This window comes from Arcticibacter eurypsychrophilus, assembly GCF_001730525.1.
GTDB lineage: Bacteria > Bacteroidota > Bacteroidia > Sphingobacteriales > Sphingobacteriaceae > Arcticibacter > Arcticibacter eurypsychrophilus.
The window spans coordinates 68,757-92,712 of sequence record NZ_MDFN01000007.1; the positions used below are offsets into that span (position 1 = coordinate 68,757).

11 protein-coding genes are annotated in these 23,956 nt (G+C 41.6%); all 11 read left to right on the top strand.

Annotated elements, in window-relative coordinates:
• Positions 1-4 precede the first annotated feature (4 nt).
• Entirely contained in the window at positions 5-1,402 is a 1,398-nt protein-coding gene (locus tag BFL47_RS05450; protein WP_069658794.1) for an acetylxylan esterase, read from the top strand.
• A gap of 175 nt (positions 1,403-1,577) precedes the next feature.
• Positions 1,578-2,540 carry a sugar phosphate isomerase/epimerase family protein gene (locus BFL47_RS05455; protein WP_083257023.1) on the top strand — a complete coding sequence of 321 codons (963 nt, stop codon included), beginning with the start codon at positions 1,578-1,580 and terminating at the stop codon, positions 2,538-2,540.
• Positions 2,541-2,667: 127 nt separating this feature from the next.
• A complete protein-coding gene (locus BFL47_RS05460) occupies positions 2,668-5,439 on the top strand; it encodes a family 78 glycoside hydrolase catalytic domain (RefSeq protein WP_069658795.1) in 2,772 nt (923 codons plus the stop codon).
• Positions 5,440-5,455: 16 nt separating this feature from the next.
• Positions 5,456-6,571 carry a glycoside hydrolase family protein gene (locus tag BFL47_RS05465; protein WP_069658848.1) on the top strand — a complete coding sequence of 372 codons (1,116 nt, stop codon included), beginning with the start codon at positions 5,456-5,458 and terminating at the stop codon, positions 6,569-6,571.
• A gap of 7 nt (positions 6,572-6,578) precedes the next feature.
• A complete protein-coding gene (galB, locus tag BFL47_RS05470; RefSeq protein WP_069658796.1) occupies positions 6,579-9,008 on the top strand; it encodes a beta-galactosidase GalB in 2,430 nt (809 codons plus the stop codon).
• On the top strand, positions 9,008-10,915 hold the full coding sequence (locus tag BFL47_RS05475; RefSeq protein ID WP_069658797.1) for a right-handed parallel beta-helix repeat-containing protein: 1,908 nt from the start codon (positions 9,008-9,010) through the stop codon (positions 10,913-10,915). Before galB ends, BFL47_RS05475 begins: the two co-directional genes overlap by 1 nt.
• 134 nt (positions 10,916-11,049) lie before the next feature.
• On the top strand, positions 11,050-13,230 hold the full coding sequence (locus BFL47_RS05480) for an alpha-L-rhamnosidase-related protein (protein ID WP_069658798.1): 2,181 nt from the start codon (positions 11,050-11,052) through the stop codon (positions 13,228-13,230).
• Between the two features lies 1 nt (position 13,231).
• Positions 13,232-16,531 (top strand): glycoside hydrolase family 2 TIM barrel-domain containing protein, encoded by a 3,300-nt coding sequence (locus tag BFL47_RS05485; protein ID WP_069658799.1) that lies wholly within the window; start codon positions 13,232-13,234, stop codon positions 16,529-16,531.
• 461 nt (positions 16,532-16,992) lie between these two features.
• Positions 16,993-20,418 carry a glycosyl hydrolase gene (locus BFL47_RS05490; RefSeq protein WP_069658800.1) on the top strand — a complete coding sequence of 1,142 codons (3,426 nt, stop codon included), beginning with the start codon at positions 16,993-16,995 and terminating at the stop codon, positions 20,416-20,418.
• A gap of 6 nt (positions 20,419-20,424) precedes the next feature.
• A complete protein-coding gene (locus BFL47_RS05495; RefSeq protein ID WP_069658801.1) occupies positions 20,425-22,467 on the top strand; it encodes an aceric acid hydrolase in 2,043 nt (680 codons plus the stop codon).
• A 14-nt stretch (positions 22,468-22,481) separates the two neighbouring features.
• A complete protein-coding gene (locus tag BFL47_RS05500; protein WP_069658802.1) occupies positions 22,482-23,903 on the top strand; it encodes a sialate O-acetylesterase in 1,422 nt (473 codons plus the stop codon).
• The last annotated feature ends 53 nt before the right edge of the window (positions 23,904-23,956 follow it).

A 23,956-nucleotide genomic window follows, 5' to 3' on the forward strand; every position in this document is an offset into this window, starting at 1 on the left:
TATAATGATATACCGGATAGGTTTCTTTTTTGCGCTGATGGTTGGTCTTGGTTTTTCTGTCCAAGCGCAGAATTCTGATGATCAGTACCGTAAGCCACTAAAGGTTGTGTTGGAAGATATTCAAAAGCGGTTTAATGTGACCATTAAATATGGCGACAATATGGTTAAGGATCGCTGGGTTACTTATGCGGACTGGCGCTTAAGGAGTGATGTAGATGTTACTCTAGATAATGTACTTAGTCCTCTTGATTTAAAAGTAAATAAGGAGGGTGTTGGAAAGTATAAGCTGAAGGACTATGAATACTTTCGCTGGGCACCAGAAGACGGTTGGAAAAGGATGGATGACATTGCGCATCAGTATCACGATGTGGCTACATGGGCGCAAAGGAAGGTATTACTTAAACAAGAATTGTATGCAGCTTTGCAGTTGTCTCCAATGCCTGCCAGGTCTTTATCAAAACCTATTGTCACTGCAAAGCGTGTCATGGATGGTTATACGGTCCAGAATATGGCGATTGAAATTCTTCCCGGATTATACATCAACGGATCTTTATATAGTCCATTGAAATCAAAAGGGAAAATCCCATTAATATTAAGTCCTGATGGACACTGGTCTGCTCAACGTTACCGTAAAGATTGTCAGATTCGCTGTGCGTCGATCGCTCGTATGGGAGCAATGGCTTTTAGCTATGATCTGTTTGCCTGGGGTGAGTCACTGCTACAGTTTAAGGAGGAAGATCACCGGCGGAGTCTGGCTGTAACGATTCAGGCATTAGGTGGAATTCGCATACTGGATTATCTGTTGACTTTAGATAACGTAGATAAAAATAGAGTAGGGATCAGTGGAGGATCAGGAGGAGGAAGTCATACCGTGTTAATGACGGCACTGGATGACCGTATTAAGCTGAGTGCACCTGTTGTTTCCTTGTCATCCTATCATTTTGGAGGTTGTCCTTGTGAAAGCGGCATGCCTATTCATCAATGTGGAGGAGGAACAAATAATATTGAGTTGGCCGCTATGGCTGCCCCAAGACCTCAACTTGTTGTTTCTGATGGTGGGGACTGGACGGCACAAATGCCTGAACATGATTTTCCTTATTTAAAGAAGATGTATGGGTATTACGGCAAAAGTAGCAATGTGGAAAATGTGCATTTGCCATTGGAGGGACATGACTTTGGAATATCCAAAAGAAAGGCTTTGTACGCTTTTTTAGCTAAATATTTTGATCTTGATTTGAGTGCTGTAAAATATACCAATGGGTTAGAGTCGAACATTACTATAGAGCCTGAAAAGGCAATGTATGTATTTGGGGATCATGGAGAAAGATTACCAGCACATGCAATTAAAGGGTTTTCACAGCTGGAAAAAGTTTTTTATGTGCATACAAAGAAAGTTTTGTAATAGAAGGTTGAACGGTTCAGCATAGCCATTGGAAATGGATATAATGGGAGATTTAATGATTGGAGATAGCAAGATTAGTTTTTTGCAATAAAAAGTTCAACAGTTCAGATGATCTCATTTTACTTGATTTGATAGAAAGTTTAACAGTTCAGAATAGCCCACCCAAATTAATATAATGAAAGATTTAACGGATCAGATTAGCAGGCGTAAATTTTTAACTCAAGCGGGAATAGTAGTAGCGGGCGTAGTCTTACTCCCTCAATTTGCTCGTGCTTCAGAAGGATTAACCGGATTACTGACTCATGCATCTAAAGAATACTCAGGGTTTCTTGCTCCGGCGAATCCTCGTTATAAGGTAGCTGTTGTTGATCTAATGATTCTTAAACGTCAGAAGTTAAGCGCCATTCAACTCACAAAGGATATCGGTGCCGATGGGTTAGAAATTGATATGGGTAGTCTTGGAAGCAGAGATACCTTTGATAACAAGCTCGCAGACCCTGCAACCCGTCAGGAGTTTCTTAACAAGGCAAAGGAACTAAATATCGAAATATGTTCCTTGGCTATGACTGGTTTTTATGCGCAGTCGTTGGCTACCCGACCTACTTATCAGCGTATGGTTCAGGATTGCATCAACACGATGAAGGAAATGAATGTTAAGGTCGGCTTCCTTCCATTAGGTGTTAATGGAGATCTGGTTAAGAATCCTGAGTTACGTCCAGTCCTTGTAGAAAGGTTAAAAGTTATTGGCAAAATGGCTAGAAAAGCCAGAGTAGTTATAGGAATAGAAACAGCTCTGGATGCCACACAAGAGCTTCATTTATTGAATGACATCAACTCCAAAGGCATTAAAAGCTATTTCAATTTTTCCAATGCTTTAAAGAATGGCAGGGATTTGAAAAAGGAGCTTCAGATACTTGGAAGGAAGAATATCTGTCAGATTCATTGCACTGATGATGATGGAGTATGGCTTCAAAATAATCCAAGGATCAACATGGAAAGGGTCAAAGCGACTTTAGACGATATGGGCTGGAGTGGATGGTTGGTCATTGAGCGATCCAGAGATGCCAATGATACCAAAAATGTGAAGCGGAATTTTGCAGCGAATACGGCATACGTAAAGTCTATATTTCAAAAATAGTCTCTTCCCTCTTGCATTGTAATATCCTTGTTCAAGATAACATCATACAACATATAGCCAACTTTTTATTAGAATTAGCTTCGATCTTCGAGTATTTTTGTTTCTCTAACCAGAATACTTAAATAGTATGTATAAAAATATAATTATTGTCTTCCTGTTGCTTTTTGCTGCACAGGTGAGTGGAAAGGATCTGGGAACCAGGAATCTTCGCTGCGAGTATAAAATAAATCCGGTTGGGCTTGATTTGAAGGCGCCAAGGTTGAGCTGGGAGCTTTCTTCATCTGCACGAAATATTGAGCAGCAAGCCTATCAAGTCATCGTTTCTGATGACTTAATGAAATTAGAAAAGAATACAGGAAATATATGGGATTCGCGGAAGGTAATTTCATCCGCTTCTATTCAGGTTGCCTATGCAGGCAAGGCACTTATCGCTACAAAAGTATATTACTGGAAGGTAAAAGCCTGGGATAATAAGGGCCATGTTTCCGAATGGAGCAAGCCTGCACAATGGCAAATGGGCCTTTTAAGTACAGCCGACTGGAAGAATGCCCGTTGGATTGCCTACGAAAAAATGCCCGATTCTTTGATTAATCCACTAGTATCCGATGCCAAGAAAGATAAGACGAATGACAATAACATATTACCATTGTTGCGCAAGGAGTTTAAGGTCGATAAAGGAATTAAAAATGCAACACTGTTTATTTCAGGCTTAGGGCATTTTGACTTGAGCTTAAACGGAAAAAAGGTAGGTGAAAACTTTCTTGATCCAGGCTGGACGAAATATGATAAACAAGCCCTCTATGTGTCTTTCGATCTGACTGCATTATTAAAACAGAAAGATAATGCATTAGGTGTCATGTTGGGTAACGGATTTTATTATGTTCCGCCTGTTAAAAAGCGTTTCAGAAAGTTAAAGACTTCTTTTGGCTTTCCAAAGATGATTTGTCGCCTGGCTATAGAATATCAGGATGGCCGAACAGAAGATATTATCAGTGATTCTTCCTGGAAGACTGCAGTAGGGCCTATTACATTCTCCAGTATTTATGGAGGTGAGGATTATAATGCTAATCTTGAACAGCTGGGTTGGGACACTAAAGGTTTCAATGACAATTCCTGGAAACAGGTTGTACTGGTAGATGGTCCCCCTGTTCTAAGTCCTCAATTGGCAGATCCCTTAAAGGTGATGCAACAATTCGCTCCGATAAAAATAACAAGTCCCAAAGCAGATACCTGGGTATATGATCTTGGGCAGAATGCGTCAGGAATTCCTTCCATCCAGGTAAGAGGGAAAAAGGGAGATACCGTGCGTATTACTCCCGCGGAACTCATAAACGAAGATGGTACCGTAAATCAAAAGGCAAGTGGAAGTCCACATTACTATGATTACGTTTTAAAGGGAGATGGCGTAGAAAGCTGGCAACCCCGTTTTACCTATTATGGATACAGGTATTTACAAATAACAGGTGGTGTCCCGGAAGGAAAAGAAAACGCAAGCCATAAACCTGAAGTAATCAATCTTAAGGGATTGCATATCCGTAATTCAGCAGCCAGGGTCGGAGAATTTACGTCCTCCAACGAGTTGTTTAATAAAACCGATCAGTTAATTGATTGGGCGATTAAAAGTAATATGATGAGTGTGCTGACGGACTGTCCGCATCGTGAAAAGCTAGGTTGGCTGGAAGAATCCCACCTGATGGGCTGTTCAGTGATGTACAATTATGATATCGTAAACCTGTTTCGTAAAATAATGGGGGATATCCGTTATTCGCAAACACCCGAAGGTCTTGTTCCTGAAATAGCACCCGAGTATGTGACTTTTACATGGGGTGGTGATATGTTTCGCGATTCTCCGGAATGGGGAAGCAGCAGTATCATTGTGCCCTGGTATGCCTACCAATGGTATGGAGATGAGCGCATCCTGGAAGAAAATTATCCTACTATGCGCCGTTATCTGGATTACTTAAAAGGAAAAGCCAATAACCACATCTTAAGTCAGGGTTTAGGCGACTGGTTTGATATAGGACCCGAAAAGCCTGGCGTATCGCAACTGACCCCTATGGGCGTAACCGGTACGGCAACCTACTATTATGATTTGTGTATCATGAGTAAAATAGCGCTTAAAATAGGTAAACCGGAAGATGCTAAGGCTTACGATCAATTGGCCGTAGCTGTTAAAGCTGCATTCAACAAAAAGTTCTTTAATCAAGAAACTAAACAATATGCAACGGGCAGTCAGACGGCTAATGCCATGGCTGTTTACATGGAGCTGGTTGATCCTCAAGACAAGGCAGCGGTCATTGCTAACTTAATTCAGGATATCAGGAACCGTAAGAATGGACTTACAGCAGGAGATATTGGTTATCGGTATGTCTTGCGTGTGTTGGAAAAGGCAGGGCGTTCTGATGTGATATTTGATATGAATAGCCGCTCAGATGTTCCCGGATACGGGTATCAACTTGCAAAAGGAGCAACTGCTTTAACAGAATCATGGCAAGCGTACGAAAATGTATCCAATAACCATTTTATGCTGGGGCATTTAATGGAATGGTTTTACAGTGGTTTAGCCGGGATCCAGTCTGCAGATAATGGTGTAGCATATAAAGACATTGTGATTTGTCCGGAGCCTGTTGGAGATGTCACACATGCCAGTGCCACGTATGCATCTCCTTATGGTCAGATAGCCAGTAAATGGACGAAGACTAAAGGACGGTTTGAGCTTAATGTTCTGATTCCTGAAAATACAAGAGCAACTGTTTATTTGCCTGCTACTGCTGAAAATACAATCAACGAGAGTGATAAGAATATTAAAAGCAATGCGGACTTTAAGAATATCAAGTTCGAAGATGGCAAGGCTTTAATCAACCTGGGTTCGGGCTCTTATTCTTTCAGTGTTCAATAATTTAAACGGATTCAAAATGAACATAAGAAACGTAGTACTGATTGCTGTCTGTTTATTAGGACTGATGCCAATGGTGCATGCACAGTCAGAAAAGAACAGGATTCCTGACGAACGGATGCAGCAGGTATATGAGGAGATAAAAACGCCGTTTAAATATGGATTAGTTATGGTTCCCCCTGATGATTCAGAAAAAATGGATTGCCCCAGTGTATTCCGTAAAGGAAATAAATGGTACATGACTTACCTGGTATATGGAGGCCGCGGTTACGAAACCTGGCTTGCAGAAAGTAAAAATCTTTTAGACTGGAAACTAAAAGGAAGGATCATGTCTTTTTCCGATTCAACAGATTGGGATGTCAATCAAAAGGCCGGCTATATCGCCTTACAGGATCCCAAATGGGGCGGTAGTTATAAGTGGAATGCGTTTCAAGGTAAACATTGGATGTCTTACTTCGGCGGTAACACCACAGGATATGAAGCAGGAGTGCTTTCCATCGGAATGGCCTATTCGAAAGAAGACCCTACAAAAGTGCATCAATGGCAAAGGCTTTCTAAACCGGTACTCACCGTTCATGATAAAGATGTGCGTTGGTGGGAAAACAGTACGATGTATAAAAATTCTGTTGTCTATGATCAGTCCAAAACTACAGGTTCGCCATTTGTGATGTATTACAATGCCAGGGGAGACAGTTTGAAACCTCAAAGAGGAAGTGAACGTATAGGAATGGCTGTTTCAGACGATATGATCAACTGGAAAAGGTATAACAGAGATCCTGTTATGGGAAAATTCAATAAAGGTATTACCGGAGATGCGGTGATTCAAAAAATGGATGATCTATGGGTGATGTTTTACTTTGGTGCATTCTGGAAAGGTACGAATGGTGCATTCAACCGTTTTGCCTGTTCCAAAGACCTGGTCAACTGGACCGATTGGAAGGGCGCAAACCTGATAGAACCCTCAAAACCCTATGATGAATTGTTTGCTCACAAATCATTTGTAGTTAAACATAAAGGAGTGGTGTACCACTTCTATTGTGCCGTAAACAAAAAAGATCAACGAGGAATAGCTGTGGCTACTTCAATAGATAAAGGAACGAGTAAGATGAACTTTACTACAGCTTCAAAGAAATAAATATAAAATGTATAACTCTACTTTTTTACGCTTCCTGTTCTTCGCAACTGTATTTCTATTTATTGGTAAAACAGATGCGCAGGAGGGTTCTTCTACTCGTCTTTCTTTTAATAAAGGCTGGAAATTTTCTCTTGTAAATGACAGTCTTGCTGTTCAGAATAACTATAATGACTCTGGCTGGAGGATATTAAACCTTCCGCATGACTGGAGCATTGAGGGCGTTTTCAGTGAGAAGAATCCAGCAAAACCTGAAGGTGGAGGATTACCGACCGGAATAGCGTGGTACAGGAAATCTTTTGAAATGCCTGCATCGAAGCGTAATCAAAAGGTTTACATAGATTTCGATGGGGTGTATCAGCATAGCGAAGTCTGGATTAACGGTACATCATTAGGTAAACGTCCAAACGGATATATTTCATTTCGTTATGATCTGACTCCTTATTTGAAGTACGGAAATGAACGAAACATCATCACGGTGAAAGTGGATAATTCAGCTCAACCGAACTCCAGATGGTATTCCGGTTCTGGAATATACAGGAATGTATGGCTTGATATTACTGAAAAAGTTCATGTGGCACATTGGGGAACCTTTATTACTACGCCTAAGGTAACGCAGGAATCAGCTACCGTGTTGATCCAAACGGAGTTGAGTAATACAAGTGGCCTTTCTAAGCAAGTAGCAGTTAAAACTACCCTGTATTCCGCAGATGGCAAACAACAGAATATAACAGAAACGAAAGGAGTTCATTTACCTGATTCTTCGACCAGCATAAGTCAGCAGTTTGAGGTTAAAAAACCCGCTCTATGGTCTGTGGATCAACCCAACCTCTATAAGGCAGTTGTACAGGTGTTTGAAGACAAAAAACTGGTCGACACATATTCCACAACCTTCGGGATCCGGTATTTTGATTTTGATCGCCATAAAGGTTTCAGTCTGAATGGTAAGCCTTTGAAGATTCTTGGGGTATGTAATCACCATGATCTAGGCGCATTAGGTGCCGCAGTAAACATCAGGGCTATGGAACGCCAGCTTGAGATTCTGAAGGCAATGGGTTGTAATGGAATCCGTATGGCTCATAACCCTACGGCACCAGAACTTCTTGACCTTTGCGACAAAATGGGCTTCATTGTCATGGACGAAACGTTCGACATGTGGAACAAGAAGAAGAATAAGAACGATTATCATTTTGATTTTAAGGAATGGCATGAACGTGATTTAACTGATCACATTAAACGCGACCGTAATCATGCTTCTGTATTTATGTGGAGCGTAGGAAATGAAATCAGAGAGCAATTTGATAGTACCGGGATTGCGATTACAAAGGAACTGGTTGCTATCATTAAACGTCTGGATGCTACCCGTCCGGTTACTTCAGCACTAACAGAGATGGTTCCATCGAAGAATTTTATCTATCAGTCTGGTGCTTTAGACCTTTTAGGTTTCAACTACAATCATGCAAAGTACGATAGTCTTCCTCTGAAATTTATCAATCAGAAATTCATAGCGTCCGAAACAACATCAGGCTTAATGACCCGTGGACATTACGATATGCCATCCGATAGCATCCGCAGATGGCCGATTAATGCGAAGACCAAGCTTACCGATGGTAACGCAGACTGGACGGTTTCTGCATACGATAACGTATCTGCTTATTGGGGATCGACACATGAGGAAACATGGAAGACGGTAAAAAAGCTTGATTTCATATCCGGACTGTACGTATGGACCGGTTTCGATTATTTAGGAGAGCCTACTCCTTATCCATGGCCTGCACGAAGCTCTTACTTCGGAATAGTTGATTTGGCAGGATTTCCTAAGGATATCTATTATATGTATCAAAGTGAATGGACAAATAAGCCGGTGTTGCATATTTTTCCACATTGGAACTGGGAGGCAGGTAAAACAGTTGATGTTTGGGCTTATTACAATCAAGCCGATGAAGTGGAGCTCTATCTAAACGAGAATTCTTTGGGCATTCGCAAAAAAACAGGTGACGATGTACATGTCATGTGGAGAGTGCCATTCCAAGCGGGAACACTGAAAGCGGTTTCAAGAAAAAACGGCAAAGAGGTATTGGTGAAAGAGATTAAAACTGCAGGTCGTCCATTTAAAATAGAGATGACAGCAGATCGGAATGAGATTAAAGCAAATGGGACTGATCTTTCCTTTATTACAGTGAAGGTACTGGATAAGGAAGGAAACTTAATTCCGGATGCAGACGATTTAATACAGTTTACCCTGGATGGAAATGCCACTATTGCTGGAGTAGATAATGGATACCAGGCCAGTATGGAGCCTTTTAAGGCCAATTCAAGAAAAGCTTTTAATGGTTTGTGTCTGGCGATCATTCAATCTACAGAAAAGGCTGGAACTATTAAATTGGTTGCCAGAGCTGCTGGTTTACAAGCTGCAACACTACTAATTAAATCGAAATAATGAGAAGAGTGCGGAGCATACTGCCAGAAATTAGGAGAAGAGTACAGCGTGTACTGCTTTTAGGAGTTATCCTGTTTTCTTCATTATCCATCAGTGCAGAAGAAATATGGGTCTCTCCATCTGGATCAGATAAAAATGAGGGCACAAAAACTAAACCCTTCATTACCCTTCATGCTGCATTGAGAAAAGCCAGGGAGTTAAGAAGATTGCAGGATCCTTCAATCCATAACGGAATTCAGATCCTGATGAAAGGGGGATTATACCCCTTGACGGAACCTGTATTTATCCGTCCGGAAGATTCAGGAACAGCAGCATCACCTACTAGCATTTGTGCCGCTCAAGGAGAGCATCCTGTGTTAAGTGGAGGATTGCCTTTATCCCAGTGGAAAATGGCTAATGGTACTATTCCAGGTTTACCTTTAGAGGCGCAAGGAATGGTTTGGGTAGCAGATGCCCCATATCCAGGGGGAAGACTCTTGGAATTCAGACAACTCTGGGTAAATGATAAAAAAGCACAAAGGGCAAGAGAAGTAAATGACAATAACCTGCATCGGCTTTTAGTGTGGGATAAGGATAAACAGGAAACCTGGATCCCATTATCCGCATTGAAATCCGTTAGGGAACCCGCACAGATGGAAATGGTATTACACCAGATGTGGGCAACAGCAGTACTTCGAATCAAATCTATACGTATAAAAGGGGACCGTGCTGTACTTAAGTTCCATGAGCCAGAAAGTCGGGTGCAATTCGAGCATCCATGGCCTTCACCTGTTATGGATGGCAAAAATGGAAGTTCTGCTTTCTATCTCTGTAATTCAATTGGTTTCCTAGATCAACCCGGAGAATGGTATGAGGATTTAAGTTCTGGTAAAGTCTATTACTGGCCACGTAAAGGGGAAAGCTTAAAAAATTCCGAGGCGACAGTTCCTTACCTCGAGACCCTGGTTAAAATAAGAGGATCCCGGGCGAAACCGGTTTCTTATGTATTCTTTAATGGGATCAGTTTTAAACACAGCACCTGGTTGAAGGCATCGCGCGAAGGACTTATACCACTTCAGGCAGGTATGGCTTTGATAGATGCCTACAAATTGGCTAAACCGGGCACTTCGGCTAAGAAAGATCTTGAAAATCAGGCATGGACAGAGCGTCCACCTGCAGGGATGATGATTAGCGGAGCAAATCATATTGAAATTCAGAACTGCCGTTTTCAACACATGGCGGCAGCAGGACTTGATTTAGTTTCGGATACCCACCATGATCTGGTAAAAGGATGTGTGTTTCGTGATATAGGTGGAAATGGAATCCAAATGGGTGTATTTTCTGATATCAGCGATGAGGCGCATCTTGCTTATGATCCTTCTGATATCAAAAACGTAACTTCCAATGAAACTATAAGTAATAATTTACTAACCGACTGTACCAATGAGGATTGGGGTTGCGTGGCAATGGCATTAGGCTATGTGCGCGATGTAACTATTGACCATAATGAAATTAGTCATGTCGCTTATACCGGCATCAGTTTAGGATGGGGATGGACACCTGATTTAAATGTGATGCGCAACAATCGTGTTCATGCCAATTATATTCATCACTATGCCAATTACATGTATGATGTGGCTGGGATCTATACGCTGTCCGCACAACCGGGAACAGTCATTTCGGAAAACTGCATTGATAGCATAGGGAAATCAGCTTACGTACATGATCCCGAGCATTGGTTTTACTTGTATCTGGATGAAGGATCTTCCTTTATGACCGTAAAGGATAATTGGTGCCCTTCTGAAAAATTCCTTGCTAATGCAAACGGACCTGGTAATATCTGGACAAATAATGGGCCTATGGTATCAGATACGATTAAGAGAGCAGCAGGTTTGGAAGCAGGATATAAACATTTACTTAATGAGTAGTAAATAGGTGCTTACTGATCAATAATTAAAATTGTGATTAACCCTAGTTTAAGCATTCAGGTATTACTAATACATAGGCAAGTTTAATCAATGCACATTTAAAAAGAAATAAATTAATCGATATAAAGCAGGTTATGAAAAAGGAACAATACATCGGTAAGGCTTTTATTCTACTAAGCTTCATATTGATGCTTTCTACAGCGCTTTCCGCTCAAAGCAAGGCTACCTGGATCTGGTATCCCGGAGATTTTGAGATATGGCTGAGCAATAACATGCAAAATCGCCGTACGGAAAGGGATACTTTTTTTTCCCCTTTCTGGAGACAGGATAGTCATTATGTCTTAATCGATTTTCATAAAGTGTTCACACTATCGCAGCCCGAAGAAGTAGAAATTGCTACAGAAGGAAAATATAACGTGAAGCTGGACGGTAAAATGCTGTCCGGTTTCCCTAAAAAGATTAACATCCCTGCCGGAAAACATAAGCTGAATCTTAAGGTACATGCCCAGGATAGGGTTCCCGCTATCTATATCAAAGGAAAGACACTGGTATCCGATTCCAGTTGGCTGGTCACATTTGAAGATAAGGAGTGGATCGATGAAACGGGTAAAGCATCAGATCAGTCGGGCACTACCTGGTTGAATGCAGGTTCCTGGAACTTCAACGATGTGCAATCACCTCCCTCACAGTTTAAGTTAAGCACAAAACCTCAATATGCTGTATCCAAAAAACAAGATCAGAGCGGTCTATTGCTTGACTTTGGTAAAGAGACATTTGGTTTTATCAAGTTACATGGTTTAAAAGGAACAGGTAAAGCGCATTTATATTATGGCGAGTCAAAGGAAGAAGCTCTGTCAATTGATGCTGGTGAAACATTAGATAAACTGCACATCAACAACAAAGTTGCCAAAGATTCTGTCATTAATCTTTCTAAAGCATTCCGCTTTGTAAATATCAAATTAGATCTAGGGGTAAGTATGGATTCTGCCTCAATGCTCTATGAGTATTTGCCTGTTGCAGATCGGGGTAGTTTCAAAAGTTCAGATGAAGAGCTTAATAAGATTTGGGATATTTCTAAGTATACCATGGAGCTGACTACCAGGGAGTTCTTTATTGACGGTATTAAGCGCGATCGCTGGATTTGGTCCGGGGATGCTTATCAGAGTTATCTGATGAATTATTACCTGTCATTTGATTCCCCCACCGTAACCCGCACTATTTTAGCCTTAAGAGGGAAAGAACCAGTAAGTAGTCACATCAATACCATCATGGATTATACGTTTTACTGGTTCCTCAGTGTTCAGGATTACTATCAGTATACTGGCGATAAAACCTTTGTAAATCAGCTTTATCCACGAATGAAAACCATGATGGATTATTGTTTATCACGTAGGAATAAAGATGGTATGATGGAGGGATTGGCTGGTGACTGGGTCTTTATCGACTGGGCAGACGGCTTAAGCAAAAAAGGAGAAGTAAGCTTTGAGCAACTCTTATTTTGCAGAAGTTTAGAGACTATGGCCGTTTGTGCAGACCTATCAAACGATCCTAAAGGAGCCGCTGAATACCGAAAGACTGCTGAAGAACTTAAGGCTAAAATCTTTGCCATGTATTGGAATGCCGATAAAAAGGCATTGGTACATAGCAGGGTGAATGGTGTTCAATCTGAAAATGTAACCCGTTACGCCAATATGTTTGGTATTTTCTTCGATTACTTTAATAAAGAACAAAAAGATCAGGTTAAACAAAGTGTCTTATTAAATGACAAGGTGCAGCAAATAGTTACACCTTACATGCGTTTCTATGAACTGGAAGCACTTTGTGCAATGGGTGAACAAGATTACGTATTAAAAGAAATCAAAGATTATTGGGGCGGAATGCTCAAACTTGGTGCAACTTCTTTTTGGGAAGAATACAACCCATCAAAAAAGGACGATGAACATTATGCCATGTACGGCAGGCCTTTCGGAAAGAGTCTTTGTCACGCCTGGGGTGCTAGTCCGCTTTACCTGATGGGCAAATATTACCTTGGCGTAAAACCATTAACTCCCGGTTACCAAACCTATTCCATTGAACCTGTTCTTGGGGGATTAAAGTGGATGGAAGGTTCAGTGCCTACACCTCATGGGGATATAAAGGTCTATTGCAGCCATACTGAAGTCAGAGTATCTGCCGAAACAGGAACAGGTCTGCTGAAACTTAAAAGTCGCATGAAACCAGTGTGCAAAAATGCAACCGTCCTGTCAAAAGGGGATGGACTGTACGAAATCGCTTTAACTAAGGGTCAGGAATATACTATTACCTACAAACTATAAAATGAACACAATTAGTCGTTATATATTTATTATTACGTTGTTGAGTATAGGAACAGGTCGCCTTTCTGCTCAGACCGTAGATGGTTTACCAGCAGTTTTACCTCCGGTACCTCATGTATTTAACCTTGAACCATGGGAAGATCAAACGGTTACCAGTATCAACCGTGACCCTTCCAGGGCAACAGGCTACTCCTTCCAATCCGAAAAAGAAGCCTTAGTAGGTGATAGAGAAAAGAGTGGAAGAATGATGTCATTGAATGGCGACTGGGATTTCTCATTTGCTTTTAAACCAGCTGACGCACCTCAAGACTTTTACAAGTCCCGCGTAAATGGATGGAAAAAGCTGGAGGTACCTTCCAGCTGGGAGATGAAGGGTTATGATATTCCTATTTATAAAAGTGCGGTTTACCCATTCCAACCCGTTGATCCTCCACGAGTGCCAAAGGATTATAATGCAGTAGGCTCATTTCAAAAAACGTTTACACTTCCTTCCGCCTGGAAGAATATGAATATTACGCTTCATTTTGGTGGTGTGGCTTCAGGCTTCAAAGTATGGATAAACGGTAAGTTTCTGGGTTATGGAGAGGACAGCTGTCTGCCTTCCGAATTTAATATGACCCCTTACCTGCAGGCGGGAGAAAATATAGTATCTGTTCAGGTAATCCGATGGAGCGATGGTACCTATCTTGAAGATCAGGATCACTGGCGCATGAGTGGAATTCATCGTGAAGTGATGATCCTGGCTGAGCCTAAGGTACGCATTGCAGATTTCCACTGGCAGGCAAAACTGGACAAGCAGTATAAAGATGCAATCTTTAGTATCCGTCCACGCATTGACAATTATTCTGGAAAAGGAATTGCAGGGTATAACCTGAAAGCGCAATTGTATGATAAGACAGGGAAGCCAGTATTGGCACAACCCCTGCAACGTACTGCCGAATCAATAGTAAACGAAATTTATCCACGCCTTGATAATGTGAAGTTTGGTCTGCTTGAAACGACGATTAAAAACCCGGATAAATGGAGCGATGAAACACCCACTCTTTACACTTTAGTGCTTACCCTGACTGATTCATTGGGACAGGTGCTCGAATCTAAAAGTTGTAAAGTAGGCTTTCGTTCCATCGCATTCTCTAAAGAGAATGGAAAGCTTTTAATAAACGGGAAAGTAACTTATATATATGGCGTAAACCGTCACGATCAGAATCCAATAAGGGGTAAAGCGCTTACCAGAGAGGATATCTTGAAAGATGTGCAGATGATCAAGCAGTTTAATTTTAACTGTATTCGCACCAGCCATTATCCAAATGACCCTTATTTCTATGATTTATGCGATGAGTACGGCATCCTGGTCATGGATGAAGCGAATCATGAAACGCATGGGCTGGGTGGTAAATTAAGTAATGACCCTACCTGGACCAATGCCTTTATGGAACGCGTTACCCGCATGGCGATGCGCGATAAAAACCATCCGAGTATTATCTTCTGGAGTTTGGGTAATGAGGCAGGCCGCGGTCCTAATCATTCCGCAATGGCAGGATGGCTACACGATTTTGATATTACCCGCCCTATTCATTATGAACCAGCACAGGGAAATCATCGTGCGGAAGGCTATATTGACCCATCAGATCCCCGCTATCCGAAATCAAATGATCATTCACACCGGGTAGGAAACCTAACCGATCAGCCTTATGTGGATATGATCAGTCGCTTCTATCCTGGAACATTTACCCCTCAACTTTTACTTGATCAAAAGAACGGTGATAACAGGCCTATCATTTTTGTAGAATACTCACATTCTATGGGAAACTCTAATGGTAATATGAAAGAGTTTTGGGATATCTTCCGCTCAAGCCCAAGGTTGATTGGAGGATGTATCTGGGAATTCAGAGATCACGGACTGGTTAAAAAGGATCTAACAGGTAAAGAATTCTATGCTTATGGTGGCGACTTTGGAGAAAAAAGACATGATTCTAACTTCTGTATAGATGGAATGGTCTCTTCTGATGGCCGTCCCAAAGCAGCCATGTACGAATGTAAACGTGTTTATCAACCTGCTGAAACCACATTAAAAAATGGCAATCAGCTTTACATTCTAAATAGACATGCAGCGAAGTCACTCAAGGATTACGTAGTAACTTTGGTGATTAGAGAAGATGGAAAAGCGGTCATTTCCAAAATACTTCCTTCGATCGATTTGGCTGCCGGAAAAGATACTTTAATTAATATCCAGCGCTACCTTCCTCGCTTTAAAATGGGAACAGAGTATTTAGCCGACATCCACTTTACCTTGCCCCATGATGAATTATGGGCAGCTAAGGGATATGAAATTGCATCTAACCAGTTTATCCTAACCGGTGTGGCTGCAAAAACAACGAGCGTAAAAAAATACCCAGCACTAAAACTTACTGAAAATGCCTCCGCTTTTGAACTAAGTGGAGCAGCGTTTACCGTTAAGATCAGTAAGACCAATGGTGCGTTGATTTCTTATATCAATGCAGGTCAGGAACAAATATTCAGCCCTTTATTGCCGCATTTCACCAGACCGCAAACGGATAATGATCGTAGAGGATGGAAGCCTAATGTTAAGCTTAAAGAGTGGGTTGAAGCTGGTTTAACTCTAGAGACTGTTAAAGCGGAGAATACAAGTACCGGAATAATCAAAATTAGTAGTAATTATACTTTAATTAAAGGAAAAGCAAAGGCGCAGGTGGTTTATACCTTAAATGGTGATGGTGTACTTAAAGTAGATTATTCCCTTAATCCCTCTGCAGGACTGCCCAATATTCCAAAGGTGGGTATGCAGGTTGGGATCCGTCGCAATTATGAGCAGATCTCCTGGTATGGCAGAGGTCCGGTTGAAAACTACCTGGATAAACGTTATGGGTTTGATGCCGCTATTTACACGCTGCCCATATCCAGTTTCATGGAGCCCTATGTATATCCGCAGGAAAATGGTAACCGTACGGATGTGAGATGGATGCAATTGGCTGATGCCAAACAGGGATCAAGTCTGCTCGTAGTGGCAGATAGTCTTTTAAGCATGAGCGCATGGCCTTATACAGAAGCAGAGATCGTTAGAGCAAAACACTGGCATTTGTTAAAAGATGCTGGATTTTTAACGCTGAATATTGACCTGATCCAAATGGGTGTGGGAGGAAATGATTCCTGGACAGACGTATCGCAACCTATAGAAAAGTATCAGATTCCTTCTAAACCGTATCAGTACAGCTTTTACTTGTTACCGGTAAAAAATAAGGTACAAGAGGTTGGCCAGGTGGCAAAGAAAATAAGGTTTTAACTTGTTCTGCGGTTTAATTTGAAACGAGGTAATCATGAATAGACAGGAAAATAGTCCAGAATCATATAAGATTAAGCTTTGTGATTTTAAACTGCATCAAAGGGTATCAGGAATAATTGAACAGGTATGAGAAGGAAAATAAACCAGAATCATATAGCATTAAGCGTGTTAGTTTTAAACCACATCAATGAGTATTAGGAATATAAATGAATGTGACTTGATTCCGTTCTCAATTTCAGATAACCCGCTTCCGGAGCGGACAAGGTGCGGAGAAGGTGCGGAGGAGGTGGGTATAAAGTGCGCTTAAATTAAGAGGGAAATAGGGTCGATTTAAAGACTTTATAAAGATTTGGAGCTATAAAAGCGGAAATTAAAGCTCGCAAATATAAGTAACATCAATAAATAAGGTATTGAACTAAGATGATTTAATACCAGTACAATTTGTACAACGCAAAAGAGAGATGATGAGAAGATGCTGTTTACTATTGCTTTCAGGCCTGTTCTGTTTTCAGGTTTCCATAGCTCAATCCATTGGTTCAAAACAAGCGGATCCGGCTAAACCATGGGTGTTTTGGTATTGGATGCAAGCTAGTTTTTCCAAACAAGGGATTACTAAAGATCTGGAAGCCATGAAAGAGGCCGGTATTGCAGGGGCTTATCTGGCGCCTATAAAGGGAAAGACGAATCCGCCTTTATATACTCCGGTGGTTGAACAACTGAGTCCTGAATGGTGGAAAATGGTACGCTTTGCTCTTGATGAGGCAGATCGTCTGGGTATTAAAATTGCTATGCTTCCTAATGATGGCTTTGCTACTGCCGGTGGACCATGGATTACGCCAGAGTTATCGATGCAAAAGGTGGTTTGGACCGAAACACGAATTAAAGGAGGTCAGCCTTTTGCGGATACATTGAGTCGTCCATCTTCTTATCAGGGGTATTATAAGGACATTGCTGTTTTGGCTTATCCGACTTCCTTAGGTTCAGGAATTTCTACCTTTACAACAATACCTAAGGTTACAAACAGCATTCCGGGTAAAAATGCTTCATTCCTGATTAAAAAGAGTAATAAAGAGAACTTTGCCAGCACTGATCCCTGCTGGATTCAATATGAATTTGAGCAGCCTTTTACTTGTCGTACCGTTACTATTCATGTAAACAGTTTTAATAATCAGTCGCAACGATTAACTGTTGAAGCAAGTGACAATGGTACAGACTTCAAAAAGGTAACCACATTGCAAGCTCCACGGTCAGGATGGCTGGATTGGGATGCCGACGTGACGAATGCAATAGCACCGGTTACTGCCCGTTTTTTTCGTTTTGTTTACGATAGGGAAGGTACTGAACCTGGTGGAGAGGATCTGGATGGTGCAAAATGGAAGCAAAATCTAAAAATCGCAGGGATTACGTTATCGTCTGCTGCAAGGGTTCATCAGTTTGAGGGCAAGACAGGAGAAGTTTGGCGCGTAAGTACTCGCACAACCCAAGAACAATTACCTTCTGGATTAGCTGTTCCTTTAAATAAAATTATCAACATCACGGATCATTTGGATTATAACAACAGGTTAACCTGGACACCTGAAGCAGGAGATTGGACGATTTTACGGATCGGTCATACTTCTACAGGTCACATGAATGAAACTGCAGGAGCAGGTAAGGGTTTGGAGTCTGATAAGTTTAATCCCGAAGCTGCAAAATTGCAATTCGATAAATGGTTCGGAGAAGCGGTACGTGTAGCTGGTCCTGATTTAACAGCACGCGTTTTGAAAGTATTTCATGTGGATAGCTGGGAATGCGGGAGTCAGAACTGGTCACCGGTATTTCAGGAAGAGTTTAAAAAGCGACGTGGATATGATTTAACGGCTTATCTTCCGGTGATGGCAGGGATTCCTGTTCAGGATGCTGAAGTATCAGAACGATTTCTTTATGATGTAAGGCAAACCATTGCAGAGGTGCTTCAGGATAATTTCTTTAAGGTGCTGAGAGACTTGGCGCATGAAAAGGGGGCTACATTTACAGCAGAGACGACCGCACCGATAATGACAGCAGATGGTTTGATGCATTTTCGCGATGTAGACGTGCCAATGGGCGAGTTCTGGTTAAGAAGTCCTTCTCACGACAAGCCGAATGACATGATGGATGCCATCAGTGCTGCCCATATCTATGGAAAGCCAATTGTGCAGGCTGAGGCCTTTACTGAGTTACGCATGGCATGGGATGAACATCCCGGAATGTTGAAGACTTTACAGGATCGAAATTATGCATTGGGAATTAACCGACTGGTATACCATGTGTTTACTCATAATCCATGGCCCGACCGCAAGCCAGGAATGACGCTTGATGGGGTAGGGTTACTGTTTCAAAGAGATCAGACCTGGTGGAAACCGGGAAAAGCATGGGTTGATTATGCACAGCGGTCTCAGGTTTTACTTCAAAAAGGAAGTCCTGTAACCGATATTGCTGTCTTTACGGGTGAAGAGATTCCTAGAAGGGCGATATTGCCTGATAGGCTGGTTTCCACATTACCCGGAATTTTTGGAAAAGAGCGGGTAAGAATTGAACGGATCAGAAAAGAAAATAAGGGGTTACCGATGAAACAAATGCCTGCAGGGGTAAATGTTTCTGCGAATTTATTTGAGCCGCAAAACTGGCTCGATCCATTAAGGGGATATGCGTACGATTCCTTTAATCCGGATGCGTTATTAAGATTGGCTACTGTAAAGGATGGCCGGGTTGATTTTCCAGGTGGAGCAAGTTATGCTTTACTGGTTTTTCCGGGGAAACATCCTATGCAGCCTAACAGTCAGGTGATGTCTGTAGCTGTTGCCGAGAAAATCCTTGAGCTTGTGCAGGAAGGGGCAACTGTACTTTTGGCTGAGCGTCCGGTTATTACTCCCGGACTTGCGTCCGCATCTCAAAATGATCAGAGGTTATCGCAGTTGACAGAGGAACTATGGGGTGGAGCATTTAAGACGGTTCAGGATGGTTCTGAGAGTTTTAGGATGAAGGGAATTAAAGCCGGAAGGGTGATTCTTGGTCCTTTTGCTGCTACTTCATTTGATAAAATAGGGATTAAGCATGATGTGGAAATCAGGGATAAGGCAGGAGAAAGAGCTTCGGGCTTCGTGTGGACACACCGTAAGGACTTAGCATCTGAGATCTATTTTATTGCCAACCAGGATTCTGTTAAGAAGACGGTATCTCTGTTTTTTAGAGTAACAGGTAAAGCTCCCGAATTCTATAATGCTGTAACTGGTGCAAGTTATTTGGCCAGTCAATATGTAATAGCAGATGGGGTAACTACCCTAAATTGTCAGTTTGAACCGAATGCATCCGTTTTTGTCCAGTTTAAGCAAAAGACTTCTGTTGCGTCCTTGAATAAGGGGAATAATTGGAAAGAAACACAGGTGCTTCAAACGATCAGTAAACCCTGGATGGTGCAATTTGATCAGACATTGGGCGGACCAGAGAAAGCTGTTGATTTTAAAGAGTTGAGTAGCTGGTCGGAGAATGCCGACTCATTAATTCGCAATTATTCGGGAACAGCAAGTTATGCAAGCTCGTTTAAATTGAATGCGGTAAAGGCAAACGAGAAAGTATGGTTAAACCTTGGCGAGATCTCCAATATTGCGGAAGTAGAAGTAAACGGGATCAATTGTGGAGTAATCTGGACTGCGCCTTATCGGGCAGATGTAACGAAGGCCATCAGGAAGGGCAACAATAAGATCCTGATTCGGGTAACCAATACTTGGGCGAACCGTTTGATGGCAGATCAGCGTTTGCCTGAAGATAAAAGAATTACGCGCACCACAGCACCTTTTCGTCTGGATGGAAAACCACTCCTTAAAGGAGGTTTGATAGGGCCGGTAACCTTGATAAAAGAAAAATAAGTGACCATGAACAAAATTTATAAAGGACTGATCGTGCTGGGGATAGTGATGCTGGGAGCGCCTAAAGGGTATTCGCAAGCAAGCAAGAGTCTGGTGAACACATCAAATAGTCCGTTTGCAAAACTAAGCGGTGTGAATATGAATGCCGTTAAATTAACGGATGGCTTTTGGGCTGAAAAGTTTAAAGTATGTCAGGATTCGATGATTCCCTACATGTGGAATTTGTATAAGGATCCAAAAACGGCTCATGCGTTTACTAACTTTGAGATAGCTGCGGGATTAAAGGAAGGGGTACATGTAGGCCCTCCATTTCATGATGGCGATTTTTATAAGCTGATAGAGGCTCTAGCATCTGTTTATGCTGTTACAAAAGATCCTAAAATCGATAAGATGATGGATGAGGTGATTCCAGTGATTGCTAAATGTCAGCGGTCAGATGGGTATATCCACACGCCAACGATGATTGAGGAGAAAAACAAAACGGCAGGAGCTGCAGCGTTTAAGGATCGGCTTCATTTTGAAACGTACAATCTGGGACATCTGATGACCGCTGCATGTATTCACTATCGGGCAACAGGTAAGACTACACTGTTGAAAATTGCGATTAAAGCGACCGATTACCTATATGAATTTCATAAAAAAGCTTCACCTGAATTAGCGCGTAACGCCATATGTCCATCCCATTATATGGGTGTAGTGGAAATGTACAGGACCACTAAAGATCCGCGGTATCTGGAGCTTTCCAAGAATTTGATTAATATCCGTGGATTGGTGGAGAATGGAACGGACGATAACCAGGATCGTGTTCCTTTCAGGCAACAGACCAAGGCAATGGGACATGCAGTAAGAGCAAATTATCTGTACGCCGGTGTGGCAGATGTATATGCTGAAACGGGTGATACCTCTTTATTGTCGCGGTTGAATTTGATGTGGAATGATGTGGTGGAACGTAAAATGTATGTCACAGGTGCTTGTGGTGCCTTGTACGATGGCGTGTCTCCTGATGGAACATCTTATGATCCAATTGATGTACAGAAAATACATCAGGCTTACGGGCGCGATTATCAACTCCCGAACTTTACAGCTCATGGGGAAACCTGTGCCAATATTGGGAATGTATTATGGAACTGGAGAATGCTGCAGTTAACTGGTGATGCACACTACACGGATGTGATGGAACTAGCTCTTTATAATAGTGTCCTTTCGGGTATTAGTCTTAATGGTAAGAATTTTTTATATACCAATCCCTTAAGTACGTCTGATGATTTGTCATTTCAACAACGCTGGTCGAAAGATCGGGTAGGGTATATCGCCTTATCAAATTGTTGTCCGCCTAATGTGGTTCGCACGATAGCAGAAGTGAGCAATTACCTGTATAATACCTCTGATAAAGGACTTTGGTTTAATCTGTACGGAGGTAGTGAACTGGCTACTACATTAAAGGACGGGTCGAAAATTAAACTTACACAAACTACCAGCTATCCTTGGGATGGAACGATCAGTATTTATTTGAAGGAATTTTCAAATAAACCTGTCTCACTGTTTTTTAGGATCCCAGGATGGTCTAAGAATGCCACTTTAACTGTTAATGGTAAACCTGTAGATTTGGCGCTGATACCTGGCGAATATGCTGAAATTAATAAAAAATGGTCAAAGGGGGACAAGATTCAATTGATTCTGCCGATGCCGGTAGCTTTAATGGAAGCGAATCCTTTGGTAGAGGAAACCCGTAATCAGGTAGCTGTAAAAAGAGGACCTTTAGTATATTGTTTAGAATCAACCGATTTACTGAAAGGTGAGAAATTGTTTGATATCACTATTCCTTTTCAGATTAAGTTGACTCCTGTAAATACAAGAATTGTTAATAGTTCAATAACTTTATTAGAAGGAGATGCGATGCGTACAGGAAAAGGCCAATGGGAAAATAAACTGTATCGTGAGGTGTCAAATAAACAACAGGAAGCTGTACATATCCGTTTAATTCCTTATTATGCATGGGGAAACCGTGGGCATAATGATATGGCGGTATGGTTACCATTGAGCAGATAAAACCAGTATAACACATGAAATATTTATTTACCATTCTTTTTGTGCTTGTTGCACAACTAGCAACACAAGCAGAAATTAAATTAGCTTCCATATTTACGGATAATATGGTGTTACAGCAACAGTCCAGCGTTCCAGTATGGGGATGGGCAAAGGCAGGGAGTTCGGTTACCTTAATCCCTTCGTGGAATAACAAAACCTATACCATTAAAGCAAATTCGAATGGTAAGTGGAAGCTACAGGTTGAAACTCCTGTTGCGGGAGGCCCTTTTGAAATTAGCATCAGTGATGGTACTCCGCTAAAATTGAGCAATGTACTGATTGGTGAAGTTTGGTTATGTTCCGGACAATCCAATATGGAAATGCCGCTAAGAGGGTTTAAGTCTCAGCCTATATTGGGATCAAATAATGCGATACTGAAATCAAAGAATAGCAATATCAGGATCTATACGGTTCCTCGGTCATCAATAACAACGGAACAGGAAAATAGTAAACCTTCACCCTGGAAAGTGGCTGGAGCAGAGTCGGTTTCGAGTTTCAGTGCAACGGCTTATTACTTTGCTCGCTTACTTCAGGAAATGCTAAACGTACCCGTAGGAGTGATCAATTCAAGTTATGGCGGTTCTACCATAGAGGCATGGATGGATCCTGAAACCTTAAAACCGTTTAAAGATATTAAGGTTCCCGGTAAAAAAGACTCTATTATTGAAAAAAGCCGTACCCCTACGACGTTATACAATGGAATGATTTATCCGATTGTTGGTTACGGGATTAAAGGTTGTATCTGGTATCAGGGGGAATCTAACAATGGACGGCCGGATCAGTATGAAAAGCTCTTTGCAGCTATGGTAAATCAATGGCGGACAGAATGGGGTGGAACACAATTTCCTTTCTATTTTGCTCAGATCGCTCCTTATACTTATGTAACGCCTACTTCTGTTAATCAGGGTAAAAAGTTTAACTCGGCGTACCTGAGAGATGCACAGCGGAAATCAGTTGCACAGATTCCTAATACGGATATGGCGGTTCTGCTGGATCTTGGAGAAGAGAAATCCATTCATCCTATGCACAAGGAAGAAGGAGGTACCAGACTTGCGCTTTTGGCACTGGCAAAGACTTATGGAATGAAAGGCTTTGGATATGCAAGTCCGGAGTTGGATACTACAGCAGTTGATGGAAGTATTCTGACTGTTAAGTTCAAGAATGCAGGGAATGGCTTGACTTCCTTTGGTCAGAAGCTAAGTCAGTTTGAGATTGCGGGTGAGAATAAGACATTTTATCCAGCAGATGCAGTGATTTCAGGAGCTACAGTTTTAGTTTCTTCGCCGTATGTAAAAGATCCGAAGCAGGTCCGTTATGCGTTTAAAGATTATGTGGTTGCTGATCTTTTTAGTACAGAAGGATTCCCTATTTCATCTTTTAGAACTGATAATTGGTAGGATGTTGCTTGGCTTTTTAGTAGGGAAGGTTTTCCTGTATCATCGTTAGGAAC

Excerpts from the sequence above, each read along its gene's own strand:
- BFL47_RS05450 (WP_069658794.1), top strand. The coding sequence starts at position 5 with ATGATATACCGGATAGGTTTCTTTTTTGCGCTGATGGTTGGTCTTGGT.
- BFL47_RS05455 (WP_083257023.1), top strand. The coding sequence starts at position 1,578 with ATGAAAGATTTAACGGATCAGATTAGCAGGCGTAAATTTTTAACTCAA.
- BFL47_RS05460 (WP_069658795.1), top strand. The coding sequence starts at position 2,668 with ATGTATAAAAATATAATTATTGTCTTCCTGTTGCTTTTTGCTGCACAG.
- BFL47_RS05465 (WP_069658848.1), top strand. The coding sequence starts at position 5,456 with ATGAACATAAGAAACGTAGTACTGATTGCTGTCTGTTTATTAGGACTG.
- galB (WP_069658796.1), top strand. The coding sequence starts at position 6,579 with ATGTATAACTCTACTTTTTTACGCTTCCTGTTCTTCGCAACTGTATTT.
- BFL47_RS05475 (WP_069658797.1), top strand. The coding sequence starts at position 9,008 with ATGAGAAGAGTGCGGAGCATACTGCCAGAAATTAGGAGAAGAGTACAG.
- BFL47_RS05480 (WP_069658798.1), top strand. The coding sequence starts at position 11,050 with ATGAAAAAGGAACAATACATCGGTAAGGCTTTTATTCTACTAAGCTTC.
- BFL47_RS05485 (WP_069658799.1), top strand. The coding sequence starts at position 13,232 with ATGAACACAATTAGTCGTTATATATTTATTATTACGTTGTTGAGTATA.
- BFL47_RS05490 (WP_069658800.1), top strand. The coding sequence starts at position 16,993 with ATGATGAGAAGATGCTGTTTACTATTGCTTTCAGGCCTGTTCTGTTTT.
- BFL47_RS05495 (WP_069658801.1), top strand. The coding sequence starts at position 20,425 with ATGAACAAAATTTATAAAGGACTGATCGTGCTGGGGATAGTGATGCTG.
- BFL47_RS05500 (WP_069658802.1), top strand. The coding sequence starts at position 22,482 with ATGAAATATTTATTTACCATTCTTTTTGTGCTTGTTGCACAACTAGCA.